The organism is Saccharopolyspora shandongensis (assembly GCF_900106995.1).
In the GTDB taxonomy this organism is placed as follows: Bacteria; Actinomycetota; Actinomycetes; order Mycobacteriales; family Pseudonocardiaceae; genus Saccharopolyspora; species Saccharopolyspora shandongensis.
Window position 1 is genome coordinate 31670 of sequence record NZ_FNOK01000059.1, and the last position, 12181, is coordinate 43850.

The 12181-nt window shown below is 70.4% G+C and carries 12 protein-coding genes; 6 read left to right on the plus strand and 6 right to left on the minus strand.

The annotated features are described in order from the left end of the window. Nucleotides 1–20 precede the first annotated feature (20 nt). Nucleotides 21–524: a hypothetical protein gene (locus BLW84_RS38175; RefSeq protein ID WP_093276015.1), complete on the plus strand. Its 504-nt coding sequence runs from the start codon at nt 21–23 to the stop codon at nt 522–524. A gap of 158 nt (nt 525–682) precedes the next feature. Then, nucleotides 683–1606 (plus strand): DUF5996 family protein, encoded by a 924-nt coding sequence (locus BLW84_RS38180; RefSeq protein WP_093276017.1) that lies wholly within the window; start codon nt 683–685, stop codon nt 1604–1606. Here BLW84_RS38180 and BLW84_RS38185 read toward each other — a convergent pair whose 3' ends face one another. From BLW84_RS38185 to BLW84_RS38195, 3 genes are all read right to left on the minus strand, one after another. Beyond that, nucleotides 1607–3424 (minus strand): glycoside hydrolase family 15 protein, encoded by a 1818-nt coding sequence (locus BLW84_RS38185; RefSeq protein WP_093276020.1) that lies wholly within the window; start codon nt 3422–3424, stop codon nt 1607–1609. A gap of 138 nt (nt 3425–3562) precedes the next feature. After that, the gene (locus BLW84_RS38190) at nt 3563–4384 is read right to left on the minus strand and encodes a bifunctional allantoicase/(S)-ureidoglycine aminohydrolase (protein ID WP_093276022.1); all 822 of its coding nucleotides are present in this window, start codon (nt 4382–4384) and stop codon (nt 3563–3565) included. 188 nt (nt 4385–4572) lie between these two features. Then, nucleotides 4573–5076, minus strand: a complete 504-nt coding sequence (locus BLW84_RS38195) for a winged helix-turn-helix transcriptional regulator (protein ID WP_093276024.1) — start codon at nt 5074–5076, stop codon at nt 4573–4575. Between the two features lie 91 nt (nt 5077–5167). Between BLW84_RS38195 and BLW84_RS38200 the strand changes: the two genes are divergently transcribed. Continuing rightward, a complete protein-coding gene (locus tag BLW84_RS38200) occupies nt 5168–5956 on the plus strand; it encodes a crotonase/enoyl-CoA hydratase family protein (protein ID WP_093276027.1) in 789 nt (262 codons plus the stop codon). Between the two features lie 43 nt (nt 5957–5999). Continuing rightward, a complete protein-coding gene (locus tag BLW84_RS38205) occupies nt 6000–8066 on the plus strand; it encodes a 3-hydroxyacyl-CoA dehydrogenase NAD-binding domain-containing protein (RefSeq protein WP_093276029.1) in 2067 nt (688 codons plus the stop codon). 54 nt (nt 8067–8120) lie between these two features. On the opposite strand, the gene BLW84_RS38210 is transcribed toward BLW84_RS38205, so the two are convergent. Next, nucleotides 8121–9011 carry an oxidoreductase gene (locus BLW84_RS38210; RefSeq protein WP_093276093.1) on the minus strand — a complete coding sequence of 297 codons (891 nt, stop codon included), beginning with the start codon at nt 9009–9011 and terminating at the stop codon, nt 8121–8123. Between the two features lie 82 nt (nt 9012–9093). On the opposite strand from BLW84_RS38210, the gene BLW84_RS38215 reads away from it, so the two are divergent. Next, nucleotides 9094–9684, plus strand: a complete 591-nt coding sequence (locus BLW84_RS38215) for a TetR/AcrR family transcriptional regulator (RefSeq protein ID WP_177226921.1) — start codon at nt 9094–9096, stop codon at nt 9682–9684. Nucleotides 9685–9703: 19 nt separating this feature from the next. After that, nucleotides 9704–10621, plus strand: a complete 918-nt coding sequence (locus BLW84_RS38220; protein WP_093276033.1) for an LLM class flavin-dependent oxidoreductase — start codon at nt 9704–9706, stop codon at nt 10619–10621. 9 nt (nt 10622–10630) lie between these two features. On the opposite strand, the gene BLW84_RS38225 is transcribed toward BLW84_RS38220, so the two are convergent. Continuing rightward, nucleotides 10631–11152 (minus strand): DinB family protein, encoded by a 522-nt coding sequence (locus BLW84_RS38225; protein WP_093276036.1) that lies wholly within the window; start codon nt 11150–11152, stop codon nt 10631–10633. A gap of 75 nt (nt 11153–11227) precedes the next feature. Next, a complete protein-coding gene (locus BLW84_RS38230) occupies nt 11228–11974 on the minus strand; it encodes a DUF427 domain-containing protein (protein WP_093276038.1) in 747 nt (248 codons plus the stop codon). Nucleotides 11975–12181 lie beyond the last annotated feature (207 nt).

A 12181-nucleotide genomic window follows, 5' to 3' on the forward strand; every position in this document is an offset into this window, starting at 1 on the left:
GCTTCACCTGAGGAGGGGCAATGCAGGAGTCGCGCACGATGCCGTGGGCCCGGATATCGGACGGCGGCGAGGCCCGGTACGTCCAGTACCGCCGGGGCGTCGTCCCGGAATGGTGTCGGTTCTCCCACATCGTCTGTCGCACAAGGGAATCGCTCATCATCTCGTGGTGCTCGCAGGCCTTCGAGTTCGACGAAGTCGAGGAGTGCTCGCAGCCGGACGGGCCGAATCCCGGCCTGCCCCGAGCCGTCCGGCAGTGCACGGACTGCATCGTGTCCGCTGCATTCGGAAGTGCTGATGGGCAAGGCGAATTCGACGCCTCGTTGACCGGCGGAATCCCGGTGCGAATCGATACTCCGGGGCAGATGGTGTCGGCGATGCGCCTGCTCCAGGGTGACCTCGCCTGCGAAGCGGAGCAGATCGCCCTCGGTGCTGTCGATACCGGAAGCCTCGGGTGCCTGGCTGCCGAAACGGAGCGGTTCGCCCGCGCGCTCCGCCGGTTCGGGTGGCTCGCCGCGCAGCGCTAGCCGTGCGATCGCGCCCTGCCGGGCAGTGGCGCCGTCACGTTGGTCGGGCGCGATTTCGCGGGGAACGCTTGCTTTCTGGTCGTCGAATGGTCCGCAGCGCGGTGGGGTGGTGGGGGAGGCACACTGGGGCCGTCGGGACGGCTTGCTGAGGGGCGGTTATGACGGGTTTCCGGGATTCTGCTGGTGATTGGCCTTCGCTGCGCGTCGCCGATTGGGCCGATACTCGCGACACGTTGCACATGTGGATGCAGGTCGTCGGGAAGGTCCGGTTGGCCTTGGCGCCCATGGTCAACCACTGGTGGCAGGTTCCGCTCTACCTCTCCGCTCGCGGGCTCACCACCTCGCTGATGCCGCACGGCCGGCGTTCGCTCGACATCGAGTTCGACTTCTGCGAGCACGTGCTGCACATCCGCTCCAGCAGCGGGGACGCGCGGCGGATCCGCTTGGCGCCGAAGCCGGTCGCCGAGTTCTACCGGGAGACCATGGCCGCGCTCCGCGAGCTCGAACTGCCGGTTTCCATCTGGACCAGGCCGCGGGAGGTCGAGTACGCCATCCCGTTCGAGGAAGACACCGAACACAGCTCCTACGACCCGGAGCACGCGCACCTGTTCTGGCAGCAGCTGCTCGGCGCCCACCGGGTGCTGGCCGAGTTCCGGTCGCGGTTCGTGGGCAAGGTCAGCCCGGTGCACTTCTTCTGGGGCGCGATGGACCTGGCGGTCACCCGGTTCTCCGGCCGGACCGCGCCGAAACATCCGGGCGGCGCCCCCAACTGCGCGGACTGGGTGATGGTCGAGGGCTACTCCCACGAGCTCAGCAGCTGCGGCTTCTGGCCGGGCGGCTCCGGTGAGGGCACCTTCTACTCGTACGCGTACCCCGAGCCCGCCGGGTACGTCCAGCACCCGGTCCGCCCGGCCGACGCCTCCTACAGCCCCGAGGTCGGCGAGTTCCTGCTGCCCTACGAAGCCGTGCGCACCGCCGCCGATCCGGACGCGACGCTGCTGGAGTTCCTGCAGACCACCTACGAGGCCGCCGCCGACAACGGCGCCTGGGACCGGCGCCAGCTGGAAGTCGCCCCGGTCTGATCAGCCGAGCGCTCGATCGAGGTTGAACGCCGCGCTGATCAGCGCGAGGTGGGTGAAGGCCTGCGGGAAGTTGCCCAGCTGTTCGCCGGTGTGGCCGATCTCCTCGGCGTAGAGGCCCAGGTGGTTGGCGTAGGTGAGCATCTTCTCGAACGCCAGCCGGGCCTCTTCGAGGCGGCCCGCGCGGGTCAGCGCCTCGACGTACCAGAACGAGCAGATCGAGAACGTGCCCTCGGTGCCCGGCAGGCCGTCCGGGCTGGCCAGCGGGTCGTAGCGGTAGACCAGCGAGTCCGACACCAGGTGCTCGCCCAGCGCGTCGAGCGTGGACAGCCACTTCGGGTCCGTCGGCGAGACGAACTTGGCCAGCGGCATCATCAGCACCGCCGCGTCGAGCACGTCGTCATCCTCGTGCTGGACGAACGCGCGCCGCCGGTCCGACCAGCCGCGCTTCATGATCTGCCGGTAGATCTCGTCGCGGGAGCGCCGCCACCGCGGGATGTCGGCGGGCAGGCCCCGGTGGTTGGCCAGCCGCATGGCGCGTTCGATCGCCACCCAGCACATCAGCCGCGAGTACAGGTAGTTCTTGCGGCCGCCGCGGGTCTCCCAGATGCCCTCGTCGGGGCGGTCCCAGTTGTCGCAGAGCCAGTCCACCACGTCGACCACCTCGTCCCAGCGGTCGCTGGAGATCGGCTCGCCCCACTTGTCGTAGAGGTAGATCGAGTCGATCAGCGCCCCGTAGATGTCCAGCTGGAACTGGTCGACGGCGGCGTTGCCGACGCGCACCGGGGCGGAGCCCAGGTAGCCGCTGAGGTGGCCGAATTCGCGTTCGGGCAGCTCTTTGCGCCCGTCGATGCCGTACATGATCTGCAGCGGGCCCTGCGAGTCGCAGCGGCGGAGATCGACGTGCTCGGACAGGAAACCCATGAACGCCTCGGCCTCCGCGGTGAACCCCAGCCGCAGCAGCGCGTACACGCAGAACGCCGCGTCCCGGATCCACACGTAGCGGTAGTCCCAGTTCCGCGCGCCCCCGATGCTCTCCGGCAGGCTCGTCGTCGGCGCGGCCACGATCGCGCCGGTCGGCGCGTAGGTGAGCAGCTTCAGCGTCAGCGCGGAGCGGTGCACCATCTCCCGCCACCGGCCGCGGTAGCGGGACGCCGACAGCCAGTTCCGCCAGAACCGCACCGTGGTCGCGAACTCGTGCTCGGCTTCGGCCAGCGGGCACTCCCGCGGGGCCACGTCGTCGCCGACCCGGTCGAGGGCGAACACCGCGACCTCGCCCTCGTGCAGCTTGAACGACGACCACACGTCCGATCCGTCGGGCTCGACCGGCACGCTGGCCGTCAACGCCAGCGACAACAAATCCGACTCGAAGATCGCCTGGCAGCCCTCGATGCGCAGGGTGTGCGGTCGCGTCGCGTAGTCGAACCGCGGCGCCACCCGGGCGCGGAACGGCAGCGAGCCCCGCACGCACACCACCCGGCGGATCAGCCGGTGCCGGCCCGTCTCGCGCGAGTCGTCCACGATCGGCATGAAGTCCTGGATCTCGCCGACGCCGTCCTCGGCGAAGAACCGGGTGATCAGCACGTTGGTGTCCGGGAAGTAGAACTGCTTGGTCCGCGCGGGCACGTCGGTGGCGAGCTCGAAGGAGCCGCCCTGCTCGGCGTCGAGGATCGAGGCGAACACGCTCGGCCCGTCGAAGCGCCCGCAGCAGTACCAGTCGATGGTGCCGTTGGTGCCAACCAGCGCGACGCTGCGCAGGTCGCCGATCAACCCGTGATCGGCGATCGGCAGATATCCCGGGGCCTGTTGGTTCGATGTCACGGGTGCCTCCCGTGCAGCATTCCCGCGCGAGCGCGCGAGGACCGACACCCTCGTTCTACTCCTGCCCCCGGGCGGAGCACCAGTGGGACGAGCGTGGCCCGGCGGAAACCGCCGGGCCATCGCTGCTCGTCGCCGGAGTCAGGTCAGCTTGATCTGCCGGTTGACGTCCTTGTAGAGCAGGTAGCGGAACTTGCCCGGGCCGCCCGCGTAGCAGGCCTGCGGGCAGAAGGCGCGCAGCCACATGAAGTCGCCGGCCTCGACCTCGACCCAGTCGTCGTTGAGGCGGTACACCGCCTTGCCTTCGAGGACGTAGAGGCCGTGCTCCATCACGTGCGTCTCGGCGAACGGGATCACGGCGCCGGGCTGGAACGTCACGATGTTGACGTGCATGTCGTGCGACATGTCGTTCGGGTCGACGAACCGGGTGGTGGCCCAGGCGCCGTTGGTGTCGGGCATCGGCGTCGGCTCGATGTCCTGCTCCTGCACGGCGAACGCCGCGGGCGTCGGGTGGCCCGCCACCGGCTCGTACGCCTTGCGCACCCACTGGAAGGTCGCCACCGCGTCGGACTCGTTGGCCACCGACCAGCTGCCGCCCGCCGGCAGGTACGCGTACCCGCCCTCGGTGAGGACGTGCTTCTCGCCCTCGATGGCGACGTTCAGCGTGCCGGTGAGCAGGAACAACACCGACTCGACGCCGCTCTCGGGCTCCGGCTCGGTGCTGCCGCCGCCGGGCGCGACCTCGACGATGTACTGCGCGAACGTGGTGGCGAACCCGGCGATCGGCTTGGCGAGGATCCACGCGCGGGTGTTGATCCACCCGGGCAGGTTGCTGGTGACGATGTCCCGCAGCACGCCACGAGGGATGACGGTGTACGCCTCCTTCACCACGGCCCGGTCGGTCAGCAGAGTGCTCTGCGACGGCAGGCCGCCCTCAGGGGCGTAGTACGTCGGCTCGCTCAAGTTGAAACTCCTGTCTTGATCGACGTTCACACGCTGCCGTGCAGTGCTTGCCGGGTGCGCCGCGGGGGCCAGCGATGTGTGACGTGGACAGCGTAAGGCCCCGAAACCCCTCGGGGCAGCTGTCCGAGGTCTACGTATACATCACATCCGGACGTGGCTGAACCGGGCTGAATCGGTTAGGCGGCGCGTCACTCCGGTCGAGGGCCGAAGCGCGCCCGGACGTCCTCGCGGTCGGCGAGGCGGGCGGGGAACCCGGGGCCGAGCTCCTTGGTGACGGAACCGGCCGTGAGCGGTTGCGCGCAGTGCTCGCAGACGACGACGCCGTGCGTGGCCTGCCCGCAGGTGTGGCGGGTGATCACGGGCGGCCCGGATTCGCCGGCCAGCCAGCGGTCGCCCCAGGCCATGATGGCCGCGAGCACCGGGTAGAAGTCCTCGCCCTTCTCGGTCAGAACGTATTCGTACCGGTCGGGCCGCTGCTGGTAGCGCACGCGGTCGAGCAGGCCCTCCTCGACCAGCCGCTGCAGCCGGGCGTTGAGGGTGTTGCGGGCCAGGCCCAGGGACTCCTGGAAGTCGTCGAACCGCCGGATCCCGGCGAACGCCTCGCGCAGCACGAGCGGGGTCCACCAGTCGCCGATCAGGTCCATGGTCCGGGCGATGGAGCAGGGCCAGTTCGCCAGCGAAGTCCGCTTCATGCCGCCGATCGTAGTGGGTTGTCCTACGAGACGGACGTTGCTACGTTCCGAGTCGGTTGTTCTAGAGGACTGACTCCGAGCGGAGGACCGGATGAGCGCGGAAGCCGAGCCCGGCGAGGTCACGATGCGGGTCGATGGTCGGGTCGCGATCATCACCGTGGCCAACGAGGCGAAGAAGAACTCCTACACGCCGGCGATGATGGAGCAGCTGAGCGCGCACCTCACGGCGTTCGACGACGATGACGAGCTCTGGGCGGCGGTGTTCTGCTCGGCGGGCGAGCACACCACGGCCGGGCTGGACATGCCGAAGTTCTTCGGGCCGAACGCCACGGCGAAGCCGCGCCGGGAGGACCAGGTCGACCCGTTCGGGCTCGGCCGCCGGTGCCGGAAGCCGGTCGTCGCGGCGGTGCAGGGCATCACCTACACCGTCGGGATCGAGCTGATGCTGGCCGCGGACATCGTGGTCGCCGCGGACACCGCCCGGTTCGGGCAGATCGAGGCCAAGCGGGGCATCGCGCCGCTGGGCGGCGCGCACTTCCGGTACCTGACCAGGACCGGCTGGGGCAACGCGATGTACCACCTGTTCCTGTGCGAAGAGTTCGACGCGCAGCGCGCCCTGCAGATCGGGTTCGTGCAGGAGGTCGTGCCGTTCGGCGAGCACGTCGACCGCGCGATCGAGCTGGCGAAGCTGATCTGCCGGAACGCACCGCTGGGCATCCGGGCGACCAAGGAAGCGGCGCTGACCTTCGTCGATGCGGCCGAGCGCGCAGCGATCGCCGAAATCCCGCGAATTCGTGAGAAGGTGTTCGCAACCGAGGATTTCCGGGAAGGCATCCAGTCCTTCGTGGAGCGGCGCGCGGCCGAATTCCAGGGCCGTTGAGCCGAAAAGAGAACGACGCACTACCAGAAAGCGGGTCTGCTGCATGTCCACCGAGTACGCCCTCGACGGTCCCGTCGCGATCATCCGAATCGACAACCCACCGGTCAACGGACTAGGGCATGCCGTGCGCGAGGGGGTCGTGCGGGACCTGCGCCGGGCCCTGGCATCGGCCGACGTCGAAGCCGTCGTGCTGACCGGCCGTCCGGGCTTCTTCTCGGCGGGCGCCGACATCACCGAGTTCGGGACGCCCAAGTCGGCGGCGGAGCCGACGCTGGTGGACGTCATCGCCGCGCTGGACGCCGCCGACAAGCCGGTCGTGGCGGCCATCGACGGCACGTGCTTCGGCGGCGGGCTGGAACTCGCGCTGGGCGCGCACTACCGGGTCGCCACCGCCGCCAGCAAGCTCGGGCTCCCGGAGGTGACGCTCGGGCTCGTCCCCGGTGCCGGCGGCACCCAGCGGCTGCCGCGCGCGGTGGGCCCGGCGGTGGCGGCGGAGATGATCACCGGCGGCAAGCCGCGCACGGCCAAGGCGCTCGCGGGCGTCGAAGGCCAGCGGTTGCTCGGCCGGGTCGTGGACGGCGACGTCGTGGCGGCCGCGACGGCGTTCGCTCGCGAGATCGCCGCGGTGCGGCCGCTGCCGAGGGTTCGCGACCTCGCCGTCGGCGGCGTGGACGAGGTGAGCGCGATGCGCGAGCGGCTGCGCCGCCGCAGCCGCGGGTTCGAGGCGCCGCTGGCCGCCCTCAAGCTGGTGGAGCTGTCCGGGACCGCGCCGTTCGACGAGGCGCTGGCCGAAGAGCGCCGGACATTCCTGGAGCTGATGGGTGGCACGCAGTCCACCGCGCTGCGGCACGCGTTCTTCGCCGAGCGCGCCGCCCGCAAGATCCCCGACGTGCCGCGCGAGACGCAGCCGCGCCCCGTCGAGAAGGTGTCCGTCATCGGCGCGGGCACCATGGGCGGCGGGATCGCGATGAACTTCCTCAACGCGGGCATCCCGGTCGTCATCGTGGAAACCGGTCAGGAGGCGCTGGACCGGGGGCTGGGCATCATCCGCCGGAACTACCAGGCCCAGGTGGACAAGGGGAAGCTCGCGGCGGAGGTGCTGGAACGGCGGATGGCGCTGCTGACGCCGAGCCTCGACTTCGCCGACGTGTCCGACAGCGACCTGATCATCGAAGCGGTCTTCGAGGACATGGACGTCAAGCGCGAGGTGTTCACCAAGCTGGACGCGGCGGCCAAGCCCGGCGCGATCCTGGCGTCGAACACCTCGACCCTCGACGTCGACGCGATCGCCGCGGTCACCGGGCGGCCCGGCGACGTGGTGGGCATGCACTTCTTCAGCCCCGCCAACGTCATGAAGCTGCTGGAGGTCGTGCGCGGCGCCGAGACCGCCGACGACGTGCTGGTCACCGCGATGTCGGTGGGGCAGCGGGTCGGCAAGACCGCCGTGGTGTCCGGGGTGTGCGACGGCTTCATCGGCAACCGGATGCTGGCCAAGTACCGGGACGCCGCGATGGCGCTGCTGCGCGCCGGGGCGTCGCCGGCCGAGGTCGACTCGGCGATCGAGGGCTTCGGCTTCGCGATGGGCCCGTTCCGGATGGGCGACCTGGCGGGCAACGACATCAGCTGGGCGATCCGCAAGCGCCGCTACGCGGAGCACCCCGACTCGCCGCGTGACGAGATCTCCGACGCGCTGTGCGAGCTGGGACGGTTCGGCCAGAAGACCGGTGCGGGTTGGTACGACTACAACTCCGGTAGCCGGGAGGCGATCCCGAGCCCGGTCGTCAACGAGCTGCTGACGTCGTACCACGAGAAGCACGGCACCCAGCGCCGCAGCTTCGAGGCGGAGGAGGTCGTGCAGCGCCTGGTCTTCGCGCTGGTGGACGAGGGGGCGCGGATCCTCGACGAGGGAATCGCGCTGCGCGCCTCGGACATCGACGTGGTGTACCTGGCGGGTTACGGATTCCCCCGGCACCGCGGCGGCCCGATGCACTACGCGAACACCGTGGGCACGGCGAACGTGCTGGCCGCACTGCGGAAGTTCCACGACGACGGCTGGGAACCGGCGCCGCTGCTGGTCCGGCTGGCCGACGAGTCCGCGAACTTCGGCTGACGGCGGATGACCCGATGGGCCACTGTGGATTCGTCCACAGTGGCCCATCGTTTTTCAGTCCGCCTTCGTCAGAGGGAAGGCGGTTCCGGTCAGTTCCTCGGACAACGTCCAGAGCTTCTTCGCCGCCGCCGAGTCGCTGGCCGCGGCCGACCGGCTCACCAGCGTCGGCCCGCCGCGCACCTCGAACAGGCCGTCCGGGCCGAGGTAGCTCGCGCCGGGCAAGTCCTGGGTCGCGGCGTAGAGCGTCGGCAGCGCGCCCGCCTTCGCGTCCTGCGCGACGACCCGGTTGGCGGCGCGCATGAGCAGGCGCAGCACCGGGCTCGGGGAATGACTCTGCAGGTTCGTGGCCGCGTAGCCGGGGTGCGCGGCGAGTGCCCGCACGGACGAACCGGCCTCGGTGAGCCGCCGCTGCAGCTCCAGCACGAACAGCAGGTTCGCCAGCTTCGACTGGCCGTAGGCGCGCCGCGAGTCGTAGACGCCGGTGAAGTTCGGGTTGTCGAAGTTGATGCCCCGGACGTACCGGTGCGCCGTGGAGGCCACGGTCACCACTCGGTCGGTGACGTGCGGGAGCAGCAGGTTCGTGAGCGCGAAGTGGCCGAGGTGGTTGGTGCCGAACTGCGTCTCGAACCCGTCCTTGGTGCGCCCCTCCGGCGGGATCATCACCCCGGCGTTGTTGATCAGCAGGTCGACGTCGCCGTCCCAGGAGTCGGCGAACTCCCGCACCGAGGCGAGGTCGGCGAGGTCGAGGCGGCGGACCTCGTGGCTCCCGGGGAGCGCGGCCGCCGCCTCCGCGCCCTTGGTGACGTCCCGGACGGCGAGCACCACGTGCGCGCCGGCCCTGGCCAGCGCGTGGGCCGTGTGGACGCCCAGGCCGCTGTTCGCGCCGGTGATGATCGCGGTGCGGCCGGTCAGGTCGGGGATCCGATCGATGCTCCAAGCAGGCATGACCGCCAATGTAGTCACCGACAACAAAGTTGACAATGCCAACAATGCTGCTGGTGTCAACATCCACGGTAGAGTGCTGATCATGGCTGGAGGTCGTTATCACCACGGAGACCTTCGCGCCGCGTTGCTGGACTCCGCCACCACCGCGCTGCGCACGCGCGGGGTCGACGCCCTGTCCCTGCGGGAACTCGCGCGGGACATCGGTGTCAGCCACGCCGCGCCGCGACGGCACTTCAAGGACAGGCGGGCGCTGCTGAACGCGCTCGCCCTGCGCGGGTTCGAGCGCCTGACCGCCGAGCTCGACGCGGCCGCGGCCACCGAAGGCCCGTTCCGCCGCAGGCTGACCGCGCTGGCCCGGGCCTACGTCCGCTTCGCCGTGCACGACGCGGAACTGCTCGAGCTGATGTTCGTCCGGAAGCACGCGCCCGATGCCTCCGAGGAGCTGGTCGCGGCGGGGCACCGGCTGGGAACGTCGATGCTCGCGGTCATCGTGGACGGTCAGCGCAGCGGCGACGTGCACGCCGGCGGCACTGATGGCATCGGCCTGTCGGTGTTCGCCGGGCTGCACGGCTTCGCCAGCCTGGCGGCCGGCGGCATGGTCCCGGAAGAGGGCACGGACGCCGCCCTCGACGTCCTCCTCGGCGAGCTCCTGAACGGCATCGCGCCCCGCTGAACGGGGCTACGATCACCGCATGAGGTTCGCGATCTCGATCCCGCAGTTCTTCGCAGACGGCGAGTTCGACGCCGCCGGCTTCGCCGGTCACCTGAGGCGGATCGAGGAACTCGGGTTCGACAGCGCGTGGACCCAGGAGCAGGTGCTGGGCACCATGCCGCAGCTGAGCCCGATCGAGACGATGACCTTCGCGGCGGCCTGCACCGACCGGCTGAGGCTGGGCTGCGCCGTGCTGGTGACCACCCTGCACAACCCGGTGCACCTCGCGAAGAGCCTGAGCACGCTGGACCAGATGTCGCGGGGACGGCTGGAGATCGGCGTCGGCACGGGCGGCCGGGGCCGGATGTTCGCCGCGTTCGGCGTCGAGCCGGAGCGTTTCGTCGGCCGGTTCACCGAGGGCCTGGAGCTGATGAAGCAGCTGTGGACGCGGCCGCGGGTGACCTTCGACGGCCGGTTCTGGCAGCTCGAAGACGCCGCGATGGAGCCCAAGCCGTTCCAGAAGCCGCATCCGCCGATCTGGTTCGGCGGCAACAGCCCGGCGGCGCTGCGGCGCGCGGTCCGCCACGGCAACGGCTTCTTCGGCGCCGGATCGTCGCCCACCGAGCGGTTCGCCGACCAGGTCCGGACCGTGGCGGCCGCGCTCGCCGAGCAGGAGCGCGACCCGGCCGACTTCCCGATCGCCAAGCGCGTCTACATCGCGGTCGACGACTCGCCGGAGCGCGGGCGGGCGCGGATGAACACCGAGCTGGAGCGCCTCTACGGCCGCCGCTCCGAAACCATCGAGGCCGCCGCGGTCGTCGGCACCCCGGAAGTGTGCGAGCGGGAGCTGAGCGAGGTTGCGGCCGCAGGCGCGCAGCGCATCCTGCTCAGCCCGATGTTCGACCACGCCGAGCAGACCGAGCGCCTGGCGGCCGAGGTCCTGCCCCGGCTCGGCTGACGTCCCCGGTCACGCCGCGGCGCGCACCAGGCGGAGCTGGCCGATCTCGGCGGCGTTCTTCATCAGCTCCGCGTTGACCCAGCCGACCGTGTGCGCGACGGTCATCTCCGGGTCGTTCTGCCAGGGCAACGACGCGACGGCGTCCAGATCGGCGTCGGTCAGCTCGTCCAGCACGGCGAGCCAGTCCGCGCGGAGCCCGCGCAGCCAGTCGATGGTCGGCTGCCCGGCGCCGGGCCACTCGACCTCGGTCCGGTCGCGTGGCGGCACGCCTCGCGCATGGTCGATGGTCACGCTCCACCACCAACCGATGTGCCAGGTGATCCAGCCGATCGTGGGCACCGGGATGGGATCGGGTTCGGCGTCGGCCCAGTCCGGCACCCACGTCCCGTCCTCGCCCCGGTGCATCGTCCAGCAGAGCTTCGCGGGTTCCCAGAGGAAGTCCTCGGGGCTCAGCCGTTCGAGGTGGAACTCGAACAGCGACCAGGTCAGGTCGAACTGCCAGCGCAGCAGTTCGCAACGGGATGCAGGCATCGGATGATCTTCGCATTCCGCCCGCCGGGGCGAAAGCGATTTCCCTGATCGTCCACGGTGGACGGTCACCGGTGGTCAGGAGAACGGCGTGTGCGGCTTCTCCTGGGGCTCGCCGTCGATGGTGACCTCCACCCGCTCGTCGTAGAAGCAGGCGAGGCCGGCGATCTTCTGGCTCTCCGGCAGCGGTGTGCGGTAGGTCCAGACGATGTCGGGGTGTTCGGTGCCGTCGACCAGGACGTGCCAGTACGTCGCGGTCCCCTTGTAGGGGCATCGGGTCTGCCGGTCCGACGGCCGCAGCAGGTCCATCCGGACGTCGGCCAGCGGGAGGTAGTAGCGCGGCGGCAGGCCGGTCTCGAACAGGATCTGCGGGCGACGCGAGTCGGCTACCACGACGCCGCCGACGCGCACGACGACGTGCCGCGAGCCGGCCAGGATGTCGACCCGCTTGTACGGGTCGCGCGGGTGGACGTAGACGGGCTCGTCCTCCTCGAACCACTCGTCCATCGCGCCCCAGTCGATCCGCACCAGGCCCGGGGCGGGGGAGGAGTCCGGGAACCGGACGGCGGCACCCTCGGCGGAAGCGCCGTCGACCAGCACGTCGAGGACGTCCCCGTCGCCCAGCAGGTCGATGCGGCGCGTGCCGCCGGTCGGGCGCAGTTCCGCCCGGACGTCCTCGGCCGGCAGGTAGTAGGTCGGGTAGTAGGGGTGCTCCCACACGAGCATCGGGCGCCTGGAATCCGCGACGAGACGCCCGCCGAGGTAGGTGCGCACCCGCTTGGGCGATCGCTGGATCTTCGGCTGCTGGCCTGGGTTGTCGGTCATGGCGTCCTCCGATGATTGCGCGTCTGGTGCCTCCCATCCTGGCGCGCGGGAGCGGCGCGGGCCACCACGCGATTGGTCCTCAGTGGACGATCAAGTGGGTTGGGCCGTTCGGGCGCAGTCGCCGGGGCCGCTGCCCGCAGTCGGCCGGGCGCTCGGCGCAGCGTGCGACGAACGCCCCATTTCGCGGATGCCTGGAAGGGTTGATCT

Coding starts and splice junctions, on each gene's coding strand:
- BLW84_RS38175 (WP_093276015.1), top strand. CDS start 21: ATGCAGGAGTCGCGCACGATGCCGTGGGCCCGGATATCGGACGGCGGC.
- BLW84_RS38180 (WP_093276017.1), top strand. CDS start 683: ATGACGGGTTTCCGGGATTCTGCTGGTGATTGGCCTTCGCTGCGCGTC.
- BLW84_RS38195 (WP_093276024.1), bottom strand. CDS start 5,076: ATGAAGCGGACTTCGCTGGCGAACTGGCCCTGCTCCATCGCCCGGACC.
- BLW84_RS38200 (WP_093276027.1), top strand. CDS start 5,168: ATGAGCGCGGAAGCCGAGCCCGGCGAGGTCACGATGCGGGTCGATGGT.
- BLW84_RS38205 (WP_093276029.1), top strand. CDS start 6,000: ATGTCCACCGAGTACGCCCTCGACGGTCCCGTCGCGATCATCCGAATC.
- BLW84_RS38210 (WP_093276093.1), bottom strand. CDS start 9,011: ATGCCTGCTTGGAGCATCGATCGGATCCCCGACCTGACCGGCCGCACC.
- BLW84_RS38215 (WP_177226921.1), top strand. CDS start 9,094: ATGGCTGGAGGTCGTTATCACCACGGAGACCTTCGCGCCGCGTTGCTG.
- BLW84_RS38220 (WP_093276033.1), top strand. CDS start 9,704: ATGAGGTTCGCGATCTCGATCCCGCAGTTCTTCGCAGACGGCGAGTTC.
- BLW84_RS38225 (WP_093276036.1), bottom strand. CDS start 11,152: ATGCCTGCATCCCGTTGCGAACTGCTGCGCTGGCAGTTCGACCTGACC.
- BLW84_RS38230 (WP_093276038.1), bottom strand. CDS start 11,974: ATGACCGACAACCCAGGCCAGCAGCCGAAGATCCAGCGATCGCCCAAG.